Source organism: Maribacter aquimarinus, assembly GCF_047345505.1.
Classification (GTDB): Bacteria; Bacteroidota; Bacteroidia; order Flavobacteriales; family Flavobacteriaceae; genus Maribacter.
On the sequence record NZ_JBLFEO010000016.1, the window covers coordinates 1 to 15,223 of the forward strand.

At 52.2% G+C, this 15,223-nt stretch carries 7 protein-coding genes; 1 reads left to right on the plus strand and 6 read right to left on the minus strand.

What is annotated here, in order from left to right; all coding sequences use genetic code 11:
* Positions 1-602: 602 nt before the first annotated feature.
* The 6 genes from ACKWCC_RS12100 to ACKWCC_RS12125 form a co-directional block, all read right to left on the minus strand.
* Complete coding sequence (locus ACKWCC_RS12100) at positions 603-3,212, minus strand: sodium:solute symporter family protein (protein ID WP_413996201.1); 2,610 nt, start codon at positions 3,210-3,212, stop codon at positions 603-605.
* On the minus strand, positions 3,199-5,262 hold the full coding sequence (locus ACKWCC_RS12105; RefSeq protein WP_413996202.1) for a family 20 glycosylhydrolase: 2,064 nt from the start codon (positions 5,260-5,262) through the stop codon (positions 3,199-3,201). Before ACKWCC_RS12105 ends, ACKWCC_RS12100 begins: the two co-directional genes overlap by 14 nt.
* A 168-nt stretch (positions 5,263-5,430) precedes the next feature.
* A complete protein-coding gene (locus ACKWCC_RS12110) occupies positions 5,431-7,020 on the minus strand; it encodes an exo-alpha-sialidase (RefSeq protein ID WP_413996203.1) in 1,590 nt (529 codons plus the stop codon).
* A 48-nt stretch (positions 7,021-7,068) separates the two neighbouring features.
* Positions 7,069-8,259: a n-acyl-d-glucosamine 2-epimerase gene (locus ACKWCC_RS12115; protein ID WP_413996204.1), complete on the minus strand. Its 1,191-nt coding sequence runs from the start codon at positions 8,257-8,259 to the stop codon at positions 7,069-7,071.
* 465 nt (positions 8,260-8,724) lie between these two features.
* A complete protein-coding gene (locus ACKWCC_RS12120; protein WP_413996205.1) occupies positions 8,725-10,659 on the minus strand; it encodes a SusD/RagB family nutrient-binding outer membrane lipoprotein in 1,935 nt (644 codons plus the stop codon).
* A 19-nt stretch (positions 10,660-10,678) separates the two neighbouring features.
* On the minus strand, positions 10,679-13,795 hold the full coding sequence (locus ACKWCC_RS12125; RefSeq protein ID WP_413996206.1) for a SusC/RagA family TonB-linked outer membrane protein: 3,117 nt from the start codon (positions 13,793-13,795) through the stop codon (positions 10,679-10,681).
* Between the two features lie 574 nt (positions 13,796-14,369).
* Between ACKWCC_RS12125 and ACKWCC_RS12130 the strand changes: the two genes are divergently transcribed.
* Entirely contained in the window at positions 14,370-15,095 is a 726-nt protein-coding gene (locus ACKWCC_RS12130) for a FadR/GntR family transcriptional regulator (protein WP_413996207.1), read from the plus strand.
* Positions 15,096-15,223 lie beyond the last annotated feature (128 nt).

Sequence of the window (15,223 nt, forward strand, 5' to 3'; positions counted from 1 at the left end):
CCACCTCCCCTTGACCAAGGGGAGGAGCCGCCCTTGGCTTTCAATTCAACCTAAAGCGAAACCGCACCCTCATTGCACCGTACGGAGCCATCTGTTGATCTGCGCTCATAGGCTCAACGGATGGCCGAGTCGCCATCGGCCTTTGCCCGGAACTTCACCACCAAGGTGGCTCCTCGCCATGAGGTTTGGTTCAAGTGAAACTGCAATTTCAACCAAAGACCGAAGCGATAAGGCCCCGTAGAAGCCCGCTCTGGGAACTTGGCGGCAAAACCACCCAAAGCAACCACGGAACGGACCCCTCCGCTTTTCCAGAATGAAGTGGAAAACCACCTCCCCTTGACCAAGGGGAGGAGCCGCTCTTGGCTTTCAATGCAACCTAAAGCGAAACCGCACCCTCATTGCACCGTACGCAGCCATCTGTTGATCTGCGCTCCTTGGCTCAACGGATGGCCGAGTCGCCATCGGCCTTTGCCCGGAACTTCACCACCACAGAGGCTCCTCGCCATGACGTTTGGTTCAAGTGAAACTGCAATTTTTCAACCTTTTCATACTCAATACTCCGTACTCAATACTCCGTACTTCTAACTTCGTACTTCTATCTCCTACCTCTTCTCCCTAAAAACAAGGCTAAACCCATACCCGAACACAAAGCAACTGGTTACCCCAAAGAAGGCATACATTAAGAAATTGATCTCCGTGTAAACGCTTATGTACCAAATGAGCAGGGCGCTCACCACCAGGCCCAACAGTGTTCCGGTGCCATTGGCCCGCTTGGTGAGCATCCCCAATAGGAACATGCCGCCCAGACCACCGGTGAACAGCCCCAGGAACTTGTAGAATTCGTCCCAGAGCGATTTAATGCTGGAATTGGCCATCCAAAGGGCAAGCAGCACGCCAAGAACCCCCGTTAACACGGTGGCGATACGGGCTATCTTCAAAAGGGCCACATCTTTGGTGGCTGGCCTGAAGTGCTGATGGAAATCATTGCAATAGGCGGTGGACACGGAATTGAGACTACTGCTGATGCTGCTCATTGCGGCCGAGAAGATACCGGCCACCAATAGGCCGGAAACCCCTACGGGCAACTCGCGCACTATGTACCAGGGAAAAATGGAATCGTTGTTGGAAATGGCCGGGGAAAGGCGCTGCGGCAGTTCTGAATAAAAGATAAAGAGCAGGGTGCCAATGCCAAAAAAGATGATGGTGGCGGGCAGGGTGAGCACCGCATTGGTGTACAGCGTTTTTTGGGAGTCCTTGACACTGGAGCTGGTAAGATAGCGCTGTACAATGGTCTGATCGGTACCCTGCGTCACCATGGCCGAAGCAAGTCCACCGATAAAGACCACCCAAAAGGTAGATTCGGTAAAGTTGAGCTCCATATTGGCAATATTGAACTTGTCCCGGTCCTGGGCGTACCCCATCATATCTGCAAAGGAAGCCTCGGTGTGCAAGAGGATCCACACCACGGCAAGGACACTGCCACCCAAGAGCACAATGACCTGCAGCACATCGGTCCATATCACGGCCTCTATGCCCCCAAAAGTGGTGTAGAGAATGCAGAGCACGCCCATGATCAGGATACTGGTCTCCACAGGGATGCCCGTAACAATGGAAATGGCCAAGGAAGGCAGTAAGAGCACAATGCCTATTCTTCCCAACTGAAAAAGGATAAAGGACAGGCTGCCAAAGGCCCGGGCCAAATAATTGAAACGGTTTTCCAGGTATTCATAGGCCGTTCTGATCTTTAGCTTGTTAAAAAAGGGAATGAAGATCAGGGCAATGACCGGCGTAATGAGAATGGCCGTGATGTTCAGAAAGAAGAAAGACCAGTCCGTAACAAAGGATTTTGCAGGAATGGCCATAAAGGTAATGGCGCTGAGCAGGGTGCCAAAAACACTGAGCCCAGACGCCCACCAGGGAATACGGCCCCCGCCCACAAAGTAGTCTTCGGTAGATTTCTGTTTTCGCGAAAAATAGATGCCGATCAAGAGCGACACCAGGAGGTACAGTGCCAACACGGTATAGTTCACCGGGCCAAAGGGCTCCGCGGCGTCGGCTATGGCGTAGGTCTTTACCGCCGGGGTGCGCACGCCCGGGGCCGTTTCCCCTGAGACAAGGGTCATGGCCCGTTCTTGGGACAGTGCCAGTGCCGTTACGGGAAGGGGATCCGGCAGGCTGTCGTACACAAACCATTTTTTGGTCATGGTGTTATAGGCGAGCACTTCATTGGAGAAGCCGGGATGGTCTGCCAAGAGCGCATCACGCTCGGCAATGAGCCGCCCGCGCAGGGAGTCATTGGGGCTTTTGGCCAGTTCCAGTGCCAAAAACTCCAATTGGTCAAAGATGATCGCGTCCGATCCGCCAAAGACCAAAAGGTGCATGGAACCCATTGGCTGTGCGGCCGCGCCCATCAGTACCTTTGTTTTTCCATTGACCCACAAGGGCCCCTCATCTGCCCAACGCCCCTCTTTTAAATTGTAGGAAAGGTAATTTGTTGGGGTGATGGATTTTTCCCCCGCGCGTTGGTTGCGGCCCCCGATCACAAAAAGGGCCGGGGCCTCCTTGGTCTCCTGTACCGCAATGGTGTGCAGGGCCCGGGGAATGCCCGGAAATTGGGGCAGGGTTTCCCATTGTTCTTTCTCCTTTAGGGAAAGCCTGTAAAAGGAATTCACGCTCTCTTTGGCATTTTTACCACCCACCACATAGAGATAATCCTCAAAAACCACCGCCGCGGTATAGGCCAAGGGCTCGGGCAGGTTGGGGTAGGCAAGGATCTCCACCTGTTGGGTTTCCTCATCAACACTTAACAGGAAAACGGCATCGCTGGCCGTGTTGCCCTCCTCGCCGCCAATGATCAGGACCCCTTCTGGCAGTGACACGGAAGCCCCGTAGGCCAGCGGCCTTGGCAGGGTTTGGTCCGATCGTGACCATTGCCCGTTGCGCAAGATGTAAATGACGTCCCAATAGACCTTGGTCCCTCCCTTCCAGGGCGGTGCGTCCGGAAAGTTGGCCCCGCCGGCCGCAAGGGTAACGCCCTTGTGCACGCCCCCCATCATTCCTGCCAGTCCCAGTGCCGGTTTGCCTTCCTGGGTCGCCGGAAGCTCTGCCAGCTCCTGAATGCTGGTCTTGGGCGCGCGCTGGGCCGTGCCATGAAATGCACCGTAAATGAGCAAGGACAATAGAAAGGGGAGCAGGGTTTTAATCGGTTTCATAGGGTGTTTGTTGGGTGCGATAACGTAGTCCGGGAGCCCGCTGTACACCGTTTTCATCAAAATGGACCGGGATGCAGCTAAACATCCATTTCCAGGAATTCTTGCCGTGTGGAATTTTGAGCAGTACCGTGTTCCAGCCTTTTTTCAGGACTATCTTGGTGGGTTCCCGGTAAAAGTAGTCCTCGTCCACAAAGGGGATTTCGTCCGTCTTTGTCTTTAGTCCCGGCTGTTGCCAAACCGGCGGTGGGACCTCCGTTCCGTTCACCCAGATCTTGGGCTCTGTGGTATGCCATTGCCCTTGTTCTGGAAAAGGGCCGCCACGGCGGCCCCCCGAGCGTGACCAGCCCTGGAATCCGATCCAAAAATCCTGGGTCCTTGCCTCTGGGCTATATATTTCCGTACGGGCGTAAAAGGTGCCGGATGCTTCCTCCGTTACCGCCGGAAAACCAAAAAAATGCTTCAGGTGCACGGTGCCGCCCACATAGGGGCCTTGCCATTCAAAGGTCTTGCCGTCCACGGTGTATTTCGGTTCAAGGCCATCTTCCACCGGAAAGCGCTTGGAAACGTTTCCTTTGTGATCAAACGGGCCAATGAGCTCCCAATGTATGTCCGTTTGTTTTACGTAAGGGAATTCCTTTTGTTTAAAAAAAGTGGCCTTGTGCCGCAGCACCGCGTCCTCAAATTGGGCAAAGGCCCGTAGATCGGCCGTGCCCGCTTTGGGCAGGTTGGCCCAATGGGCCAACTTGTTTTCCTTTCTACCGTTCCAAATGGCATCGGCATAAAAGACCATGGCGGGGTAAATGGGATTTTGTCCCAAGATGTCCCGTTCATGGGCCACATTGTTGTCCGGCCAGGCGCAAAGGATCCCGCCAAGGGCCAGGGAATCCCCGCTGGGCTGTCTTGCCGGTTGTTGAAAAAAGAGCCTGCCCATACCGGCAAAGGGGTCCAGGTGATTGATGTAATTGGCACGGGAATCAATGAACCTATGGCCTTCCCGGGGTGGGTGCTGGGCCCACAGCTGTTTTATGGAGGTACTGTCTTGGGGGAGTTGTATCCCCTCTTTCCAAGTGATGACCTCACGGCCTTTGCTTTTGATCAGGTCCATAATGGCCATAAGGCTATGGTCTTCCATTTCTTCCTTGCGGTGCCATACCTCGTCCGTGCCCAGATGGATGTAGGGCATCTCTTCCGCGTCTGCGAGGGAGATGAGCTCTTCAAACAAATCCAACAGAATGGGCTCCACGCTGGGGTCGCGCATGGACTTGATGCCAAAGGCCCTGCGAAAGGCCTCGGTATGCCCGGGAATGTCCAGTTCCGGAATCACGGTAATGTGCCGTTCCTTGCAATAGGCCAGGATTTCCTTGAATTCCTCTTGGGTATAAAATTTGCCCACGTGCCGCGAAAAGGCGCGTTTCAATTGCAGTTGAGGATGTTTTTTGCTCTCCAGACGCCAACCCGGATTGTCCGTAAGGTGCCCGTGGAACACATTGTACTTGTACAGGGCCAACATGTCCAGTTGTTCCTTGAGTTGGGCCACGGACTGGTAATTGCGCCCCGTGTCATGCATGAACCCGCGAATTTGGAAGGAGGGCCAATCCACCACCCGTACTTGCGGGAGCATTCCCGTTTCCCCTTCTTTGTAAAACAACTGCTTTAGGGTCTGCAGCGCGTGGAAGGCGCCTTGGGCGGTGGGGGAGGAGATGGTCACCATACTGTCCACCTGCAGGGCATAGGCTTCCGGATGTGTTGTTTGCTCCAGGGGTTTCTTGGTAAAGCGCACGGCAATTCCGTTGGGATGGGTGGGGATGCCTTCGGAGGCAAAGAAATCCATCAGTTTTGCGCTTTCATCCACATGTTCCATGCCACTTATCCGGATTTCGGAAAAGGGGAGCAGCCCTTCCCCATAGGTGATCTTCTTGGGCGTTGGAATCACCGGAAAGTCCTTGGCCCTTGGTTGCTTCCCTTGGGCATGGCTAAACAGCACGCCCAGGCCAAAGCACAACAGTGCCAGAAAGGGCCGGTTGGGGAAGTACGGGTTGTCGCGATGCATTTGGGAAGGGTTTAGGTCATTTGCGGTTATGGGGGTGCCGTTTTTTAGATGTTTTTATGCGGATACAATCCAAAGATCGCCGGCCAAAAAAGGCAAAACGCCCTTACGGAATACTTCCTCTTTGTCCTTGACCATAGGCGCATGATGGAATTTGGGGGCACCATTTGGTTATTCGATGCCCAGCTCGCTCAGGGCCACCTTTTCAAAATAGAGCTCTTTTGCGCCTTCGTACAGGATGCCTATGTGTTCGTTATCGATCATGGTCATACAGGAATAGCCGTAGGTATTGTCCTCGAAGAGTTCCAGTTGGTTTTCCAAGGGCCAGGTATTGCCCTCGTCAAAACTGGTCTTTATGGTAATGTGGTCGCGGCCTACCTTGGTATTGGGGTTGGAAAAGAAGAGGATTCTTCCCTTCTCTTCGTGGTCATCAGCAATAAGGCTTGCCATACAATTGGATTCCTGTAAGGCCTTTCTGGAGGTGGGATGCTCCGTCCAAGTTTTGCCCAGGTCCGTGGTAATGGCCACAGAGCGACCGTTCTCTGGGTCCTTTCTATTGGCGCGGTTGCGGTCGTCCCGCATGTTCAGCATAAGGCTGCCATCCTTGAGCTCCACCACCTGCGCCTCGGTGGTCTCGGACTTGGCCCCCGTGCCCACGGTCCAGGTCTTGCCCTGGTCCTTGCTGTAAATGATGGTGCTGTGGGGAATTCTGTCCTTGTCCTTGAATTGGGCCGGAAAGACCAGGGTACCGTCCCGCATGGTGATGCCCATACCGGGGCCATTGAAGAAAAGTTGCCATTCGGGCTTTTTTGTCTGCGGGGTAATGTTGATGGGGTCTGACCAGGTGAGCCCATCATCCTCGCTTTTCACCAAGATGAACTGGCCGGTTTTCTCAGGGCTCATTCCCGGGGCAGAGGCGTTCCAGGCCCGTTCATCGGGATAGCCGTGCAGCCAAAGGGCGGCCACCCAGATGGTGTTGGTGTTGGGGTCTACCAGCACCGTGGGATCGCCAATGCCGTTCTGGTCCTCGGGGAGGCCACCGTATTCGCCCATGTCCATGATCACCTTCATGGGTTCCCAGGTCTGCCCGCCATCGGTGCTCCGGCTCATCCCCACATCCACATCTTCCTGAAGATCCACCGGGTCGTTGTAGCGAATGTCATAAACGCCAATGAGCGTCCCTTTGGTGGTGGTGGCCAGTCCGGGAATGCGGTAGGTGTCCACCCCGTTGTCATTGTGTTGTCTCAGGGCAATGCCCACGCGTTGTGGGCCACTTTCCTCCATAGTGGCTTGGGCCACGCTGCCGTCGGCAAAGGTCACCTCCTGCAGTTGGACCCCAATTTTGTTGCCCAGGTCGGGGGTGCCGTTCAGGCGGGCCGATAGCCAAAAATGTCCCTCGTTGGCCGGTACGGGTTTTGGCAGGTTCAGCTCAAAGCTATCGGAAAGATCCTTGCTGCTCCCGATGACGGTGGCTTTGGCAAAGTCGTCCGTTGTGGCGTAAAGCAGTGCCATTTCTTCCAAATCGGCTATGTTGGTGGTGCCCCTTAGGGTAAAGGTCATGGCGTTCAATTGCGCGGGCGTGGCACTTTCGGCCACCTCCATCCCAATGTTCAGGACCTTGTTGCGTTCCTTCATGGCCAACACGGGCAAAACAGGTTGTGAGGCCACCACGGTGATGGTCGTGTTTTCCTGGGAGGTCTTACAGGCGGTAAACCCCATGGATATACTCGCGATCAAAGTAAGTAGGACTGTTTTTTTCATTGTTCCTTGTATTAAGAGATGCTACATTTTTTGTTGGGAGGATGCAGATTATGTTGTCAGCTTGTGTTTTTGTGCTATGCGATCAAAGGTTTTCCAGCATTGGTACATGGCCCTGGGCACGTGGAAACATCCCTTCCATTTCCCGCCCTTTAGGGTCAGGTGGGGCTTGCCCTCCCGATTGAGATAGCCGTACCACTCGCCGTGCTCAGGATCGGGAAAGTGCTGCCAAGCGTACTGGTGCACTTTCTGGTACCACTGTGCAATGTGTTCCCCTGGCCGGTGTTCATAGGCCTTGGCAAGGGCCACCAGGGCTTCGAGGTGTACCCACCACAGTTTTTGGTCGTGTTCCAATTGTTGGGGCGGATGCCCCTGGGCGTCCATAAAATAGAAGAGTCCGCCGTGATCTTGGTCCCAACCGTAATCCAGTATGCGCAGCATGGTGTCCGTGGCCTTGGCAATAAGGGCCTCATCGCCGCTGCGCACGCCAATATCCATCATGAACCACATGGCTTCCAGGCCATGCCCGGGATTGATGAGCCTACCCTCAAAACTGTCGTGCAGGTCGCCATTGGGCAGCACGTTTTCATAGATAAGGCCGGATTCCTTTTGCAAGAACACCTCCATTACTTCCCTCACACTGAAATCCACCGTTTTTTTTATGTCCGCTTCCTCCAGGACATCTTCCAATTCCAGCACCAGATTGGACAGGATCATGGGGAGGGCAAAATTTTTAAGGGGCCTGTTGCCCGTACTTTTCTCGTAGTGGCCCTTGGGGCGGTCCTTGCGCTTTAGGATATTGGCATAGGTGTTTTTGGCCATGGTCCTGTACGTGCCGTTCCCCGACGCCTTGGCGTATTGGGCAAAGGCCATGGCCGCAAAACAATCCGAGAAAATGTTGTAGGGCTGTACTAGTGGAGCTCCCGATCGGGTCACACTGAAGTAAAAGTTGCCGTGGGCATCCTTGCCATGCTGGCGTAGAAAGGCCGCTCCCGAACCTGCCATGTCCAGCCATTGCTGCTTCTGTTCCACTTCATTGTAGAGCATGGAAAAAAGCCAGACCTGCCTGGCCTGGAGCCAAATGAACTTATCGGTGTCATAGACCTTTCCGCTGCGGTCCAGGCAGGTGAAATACCCCCCGTGCTCAAGGTCCAGGGAGTGTTGCTCCCAAAAGGGCACCACGTCATGGAGCAGGGCGTCTTTGTAGTGTTGGGCGTAATGGGATGCTTCTATGTATGACATAATACAAATTTAATTAAAAAAGTTTAATTGTAAACGTAACCTTCCCAGATTCTTACTGATGGGACTCTTTGGGCTAAAGCACCTGAATATAGATTAAATTTTTGGAATACGGTGGGTGTTCTTTTGTATGGGATGCCTTGTGGCGGGAGGGCAGGAAAAAGCCTTGGCAACGGTCTTTGCAAATCATTGCGGCCGCGCTGTGGAGAAGGTTATCGCTTTAATCTATTCCCTACCAACAAAGAGCTATGTGCGCAGTTTTTACCAAAAGTGGGGGGCAACACTGGGATTTCAGGTCCACGTTCCCAGACGTTCCATAGATTTGCTTGGTTGGTCAAAGCTCGTTGGAAACTACCTTGTTCAAGGGAGATGGGTCACTGGTTCAAAGGAGGGAATGCCATTTGGGCCTATTAAAAAAGCCCCGATTTCTCGGGGCTTTGGCAATCAAACTAACTCAAACAATAAAGCTTACTGCTGTTTGGCCCACCATAGTGGGGTAAACAGGGTATCGTCACCTTCCAGGGCACCCAGGGCCTGGTTGTATTCTGTGGGTAAATTGTTGGCAAACCCTGTGGGGAACTTCAGCCTTTGTGGGAATACCGCTGGGCTGTTGGTCATCACATTACTCGGCGTTAACTGTGGCATCTCGGCAATGGGCGCTTCCACGGCGGGATTTTCAAAGAAGGGAAGTCCCAATCTTCTGTGGTCGCTCCAGGTCTCCAAAGGCAGCCATGGGGTTTGGGCAATGAACTTTTGGGTAATGATCTTGTTCATTAGGTCATTCTTGACACTGCCGCCCATATAAATGGTGTTCTCTGGGAATTCATACTCGGTGGTGCCGGGAGTGTCCGTGTACCCGTCCACATAGCTCATCGTTACCCTTGCCGGTGGCTCTGTGGTGTGGTTCCAACTTACGGAGGTACCGTTACGGTTATAGTCCTCTGAGGTCAGGTAATCACTCACAAACTGGGACATGCCGTTATAGGCAAAACTGTCCGCAATGCCTTGCTCATAGGCCGCTTGTCCACTCATGGGCACGTTCCATCCCCTTACGGCCGCTTCCGCGATCAAGAAGTGGGTTTCCCAAGAGGCGAAGAAAATTCGCTCTGCATCACTTTGGCGGAATTTATTGCCCAAACGGGGCAGGGTTCCGGGATAACGAAGTCTGTTTCTACTTCCTTTTTCTCCCCACTCACCGATCACCGGGGCGTTCCAATGGTTGGTGGCATCTATAAGGATGTCATTGGTTTCGCCATTGTCATCGGTATCCTCTTCACCGATCACCAACAATCTCTCGGTGGTGGTGGCAGCGGAGTTCCAAGGAGGGAAGGAGTTGAAGTCTTCCGAATCCGTGTCACCTGGTATGGGGAACAAATTATAGGCCCTTGGGTCTATTTCATTGTGCAGCCCATCGAACCAATATCCGGCGGAGGGGTCGTTGGTCAAGAGCGTAAAGTGGTCTTCGTAACGCTTGCCCAGATAGTTCTCATCCTTGATGAAAGGGTGCTTGTCTGCTGGCAATACCGCTTCGGAATCAATGCCGCCCAACCCGATCATGAGGTTGTTGAGGGTGGCAGATAGGTATTGGTTGTTCCAAGGACGGGTCATCACGCCGGTATAATCGTTCCATCCCCCCAGTTCCTGTACTTTAAAATTATCGTCCGGGGTGTCCAAAATGGGCTTGCTGGCAGCGTCCTCAAACTCGGCTTGGGCCTTGGAGGGGTCTACTTCAGAAAGGCGCATGGCCAAGCGCATCCGCAGGGAATTCCCGTATTTCTGCCATTTGGAATAATTGTACCCATAGGCAGGATCTAAATCAGAGAGGCCACCGGGGTTGACAATTTCCGTATCCAAGGCCGCCGTGGCCTCTTTCAATTCTTCCAGCATATGGTAATAGACCTCTTCCACACTATTGTAGTCTGGGTTTACCCCTTGGAATCCATTGATGGGCACAGGTCCAAAATTATCCGTCATTTCACTCATCAGATAGACCCTCCAAATACGGGCCACCTGCTTTAAATTGTTGGTGTACTCGCGGATGTTGCCACTTTCAATTTTCTCTTCGGCCACGGTAATGGCGGTATTGATGTTGCGCAGCCATGTGGAAATATAACCATTGTAATAATCCGTGGTCCAGCTGTCACTGGCAAAGCCCACGGGCAGGGAGCCGATACGGTCCATGCGGCCGGCCGCTTTCCAATACAGGATAAAGACCCGCTCCGCAATGTGTGGGTTCTGTTGGGCCCCACCAATGGAGGCGTTGATAAAATACTCCACCTGGACTTGGTCCACATTGGCGGCTTGGGGATCAATGTTGATCTCGTCGAAATCCGAACAGGAAAACAAGATCGCGAGACTGCCCAAATACAGCCCCATACGTTTAATTAAACTCTTTTTTCTCATATCAAACAATTTTTAGTAATTACAAACTTAAGGAAACATTGAAGAACAACGATCTAACGGTTGGGGGTGATAGGTTTTCAAAACCGGTGGCATTGCTTCTTGTGGCCGCCACGGATTCTGGGTCTACCCCATTGAGGTTGCTGTGGATCATCCACACATTGTTGGCGGAAAGACCAAACTTGGCCCTTTGGATACCGGTGTTGTCCAACCATTTGGCGGGAAGCACGTAGTTAACACTTACGTTCCTTACCCTCACGTGGGTGGCATCATAGACAAAGGCTTCGCCAATGCCCAAGTTACCCGATCGGTTCGCCACGGCGGTCCAATAATCCTGTGGGTCCACGGCCACCGTATTGGGCCTAAAGCCACCTGCACCATCCGAGGTCACGGCATCCACGATAAAGTCATTTCGTTCCCCGTCCACTACCGTAATGGCGGCGTTACCGGAGCGTTGCAAGAAGCGGTTAGTGCCCGAAAAGATCTCACCACCTATACTGGCATCGATCAAAAAGCCCACGGAGAAATTTTTGTAGGCAAAGGTATTGGACCATCCCAAAAGGGCATCGGGTTGTTGATGGCCCAAGAAAGAGGTCTCGTTGCCCTCAGCGGCCAGGGGAAGTCCATCGCCGTCCACCACTAATTTGCCAAAATCCGGACTGGCCTCATCTTCCACCCTTCTAAAGGTGGTACCAAAGATTTCACCATAAAGGCCGCCCACAGGGGCTATCACACTAAGGTTGTCAAAGCCGCCCAATTGAAACTGTGAAACCTCATCAATGAGCGAATTGATTCTGTTACGGTTTCTGGCATAGTTCACGTTGGTGTTCCACGAAAAGCCATTGGGATTTCTGAAAATATCGGCGTTCAAGGAAATCTCTATCCCCTCGTTCTCTATGTCGCCCGCATTGACACGACGTTGGTTAAAACCACTCAGGGGATCCAATGGAATGGACAATAACTGGTTGGTGGCATTGGTCTTGTAATAGGCGGCATCCAACGAAATGCGGTTGTTGAAAAATCTGGCCTCCACACCAAATTCCGTGGACTTGATGAGCTCGTTCACCAAATCGGGATTGTTCAGGGTGCTGTTGGTGCTGGCCGTGGTGTTGTTATTGGGGTCGTTGCCAATAAAGAACACATTCTGCAACTGGTAGGGAGCCAAATCGTTACCTACCGTGGCATAAGAGGCACGTAGCTTACCAAAGTTGAACCATCCCTCGGCATTGGCATTGAACAGTTCACTGAACACAAACGAGCCGTTGATGGAGGGGTAGAAGAAAGAACGGTTGTCCGGGCTCAAGGTGGTGGTCCAGTCATTACGGCCGGTCACGTCCACAAAGAGAATACCGTCGTAATCCAACCCAAAAGAACCAAAGACGGAGTTGATTTTCTTTTGGCTGAAGCTCTGTCCCACCGTAGCTTGGTTGATGCCGTTGTTCAAGGCGAAGAGATCGGGTACTTCCAATTCCCCGGCGTTGGCGCTAATGCCATCCCGCCGTTGGGACATCAATTGTGCACCCACGGTGAAGTTCAGGCCCACTTTGCCCCAAAGGTCACTCTTGGAGCCGTTCAACAGCGCCAAATAGTTTTCTTCTATAAAGGTGTCCTTGCTCAAGCTATAGCGTCCGTTGGGAGACAGGGGGCTGCCCGCAAACTGTTTGGCCTCCCCGTTGTTGGTGTACATGTCCGCGCCCCCTCTCAGTTCGGCGCTTACCCAGTCGTTGATCTGGTATTTAACGGAACCGTTCAACATGAAACGGTCCCTATTGTCAAAGTTCAGGTTCCTTTCGGCCGCCCAGTATGGGTTCACCGAATTTGTTTCCAAGAACCAGCGCATGGTGCCAAATTCGTCCACCGGGTTTCTAAAATCCCGAAGGTCCAAGGTTCTGGGCAAGCTGATGATGGAGCGGTGCACGTTATTGATGTTCTCACCACCAATGGGCCGGTTACGGGCGTTGGCAGAGATGTAAGACACTTTAACGTCCGTGGTCCACCTCTTGTCCGGGCCAAAGTTGGAGACCGCCCTGGTCGTTAGGTTGAACCTCTCAAAATTGGCGTTTGGAATGTTGCCCTCATCATTAAGGTAGTTCAGGGAGGAATAGATGGACGTTCCATCGCTCACTTGTTGTTGAAAGGAAAGTCCGTAGGTGCGCGTCAATCCGCCATTGTAGAAATTTTTTAGGTTGTTGTGCGTTCGTAGCTGCTCTGGATTGCCTTCCCAATCTTCCACGATCTGTCCCGTGATTTTGGGTCCCCAACTCTGGTTGGCCAACACATCGTAATTGCCACGATCGCCCTGTCCAAAATCGTTTTGGAACTCTGGGTTCAAAAATACATTTTGAAAACCGGTGGAGGTAGATACGGTAATGCCCAATCCTTTAGAGGCCCGTCCCGTTTTTGTGGTGATCAAAATGACCCCGTTACCGGCACGTGAACCGTAAAGGGCCGCCGCTGAGGCCCCTTTCAACACGGACATGGACTCAATGTCGTCTGGGTTAATGTCCCCAAGACCGTTCCCCAAATCCGCTGAGGGGTTAAAGTAGCTTTCGTTGCCCGAACCGGTAAAGTTGTCCATGGGCACCCCGTCCACCACTATGAGGGGTTGGTTGTCCCCGGTGAGGGAGTTGTTACCACGAAGCACAATTTTGGAGGAACTGGCAGGGCCGTTACTTCCACGGATCACTTGCAGACCGGAAACCTTTCCGGACATCGCGTTCACCAGGTTGGTCTCCCTGGCTTCCAAGAGATCGCCGCCCTTGATTTCCTGCACGGCGTATCCCAAGGCTTTTCTTTCCTTTTTAATACCGAGGGCCGTGACCACCACCTCGTCCAGCATCTGTTCGTCTTCCAATAAGGTCACGTTCAGGGTGCTCCTGTTTTCCACGGGAACGTCTTGGGTCACATAGCCCAGGGAAGAGAAGGTCAAGACGGCATTGCTGGCCACATTGATGCTAAAGTTGCCGTCAAAATCGGAAGACACCCCGTTGGTGGTCCCTTTTTCAATGATGTTTACTGCGGGCAGTGGTATGCCCGATCCATCCGTAACCGTACCGGATACGGTGGTTTGTTGGGCCCAACCCAAATGGAGGGTAAAGAGCGCTACAAAAATCCAAGCAAAATTTAACTTGTTCGTCATACTGGAGTTGTTTAGTTTAATTTAAGTGAGTTGAAAAATAAAGTTTTAGTGGTCTATATACTATTTATAGTGATACAATTTCGTTGTTTTAGATGCTTTCATCGCCAAAAACCAAAATACATCGCGAAAACGTTTTAGCTATTGTTAAATCCCTTTTAAGAGGGCGCGTTAAAGTTAGGCAAAATAGCACAAATCTTAAACCATGTTATACATAAACAGGGGTGGAAATGAAATTTTAACATTTCTGTTCGCATTTTTGGCCCAAAAGATCAATTTTGTTTAATCAGGACGATTGTGTGTTGAACAGAATAAGAAAAAATTAAGGATGCTGGCCTCAACTATCCTGTAGTGTCGGTATTGCATTTTATTGGGGATGTAGGGTTATTTCTACATATTACCGACACTCACTACCATCTAAAAATCTTGGTAGGAAAGGGTTTTTTAGTTAATTTTACGACGTTATGTCAGACATAACATCAAATAAACGGCGATTTGAAGAGGAAGTGGCCAAAATACGCACCGCGGTTGGTGCTATCTCTAATAACACTATTGGTATTGCCCCACATATTTAGACATGAAGAGATTTAAGAAAATGGAACCTGTGGACAAGGGTTCTTTGGTAGATAAGGTAGAGGTGCGCCTTTTGGCGTTTTTTAAGGAGAACAACCTGAAGGTGGGCGATGCGATTCCCAAGGAGCTGGAGTTTGCCGCTTCCCTTGGGGTGAGCCGTACCGTGGTGCGGGAGGCCTTGCTCCGATTGCGCACCTTGGGCCTGGTGGAGTCCAAGAAACACCGGGGCATGATCTTGAAGCAGCCCGATATCATCACCAATTTTGAACGTATCATGGACCCCACCCTACTGGGAGAGGATGTGCTGAAGCAGTTGTTTGAGCTGCGCCTGATCCTGGAAATGGGGATGGTGGATTTTCTTTTTGAGCACAAAAACCAAAAGGACTTGGACGACTTGGAGGAAATTGTTGCGGCCGAGGAGGCCCTGAGCTATACCGCAAACCGATTTTCCCTGGACCGGGAAGTGGCGTTTCACGGCAAACTCTACCAAATCTCCGGAAACAAGACCCTGATGGGCTTCCAAAACCTCCTGCTTCCCGTTTTTGAGTACAAGTACCTTCAGGAAGAAAAAAAGGGGAAAGGGGACTATAAGTATTCCAAAGGCCAGTTTGTGACCCACCGGATGCTGATGGACAATTTAAAAGTGGGCACGCCCGAAACGTTCCGGAATGCCATGCGCCGCCATTTGGAACCCCATTTTGATCACGTCTTCAATCCGCCAAAGGGGTAGCCTTCACCACCCCTTTCTTCCGCAAGCGGAATTCATTCCCCGCCCCAAGAGGTTCGGACAGGCCCACCCGTACCGTTCGGGCGAGCCCGCCCGAATGGCTTCGCGACTCGCCATAACGGTAAAGGTTG

Excerpts from the sequence above, each read along its gene's own strand:
- ACKWCC_RS12100 (WP_413996201.1), bottom strand. The coding sequence starts at position 3,212 with ATGAAACCGATTAAAACCCTGCTCCCCTTTCTATTGTCCTTGCTCATT.
- ACKWCC_RS12105 (WP_413996202.1), bottom strand. The coding sequence starts at position 5,262 with ATGCATCGCGACAACCCGTACTTCCCCAACCGGCCCTTTCTGGCACTG.
- ACKWCC_RS12110 (WP_413996203.1), bottom strand. The coding sequence starts at position 7,020 with ATGAAAAAAACAGTCCTACTTACTTTGATCGCGAGTATATCCATGGGG.
- ACKWCC_RS12115 (WP_413996204.1), bottom strand. The coding sequence starts at position 8,259 with ATGTCATACATAGAAGCATCCCATTACGCCCAACACTACAAAGACGCC.
- ACKWCC_RS12120 (WP_413996205.1), bottom strand. The coding sequence starts at position 10,659 with ATGAGAAAAAAGAGTTTAATTAAACGTATGGGGCTGTATTTGGGCAGT.
- ACKWCC_RS12125 (WP_413996206.1), bottom strand. The coding sequence starts at position 13,795 with ATGACGAACAAGTTAAATTTTGCTTGGATTTTTGTAGCGCTCTTTACC.
- ACKWCC_RS12130 (WP_413996207.1), top strand. The coding sequence starts at position 14,370 with ATGAAGAGATTTAAGAAAATGGAACCTGTGGACAAGGGTTCTTTGGTA.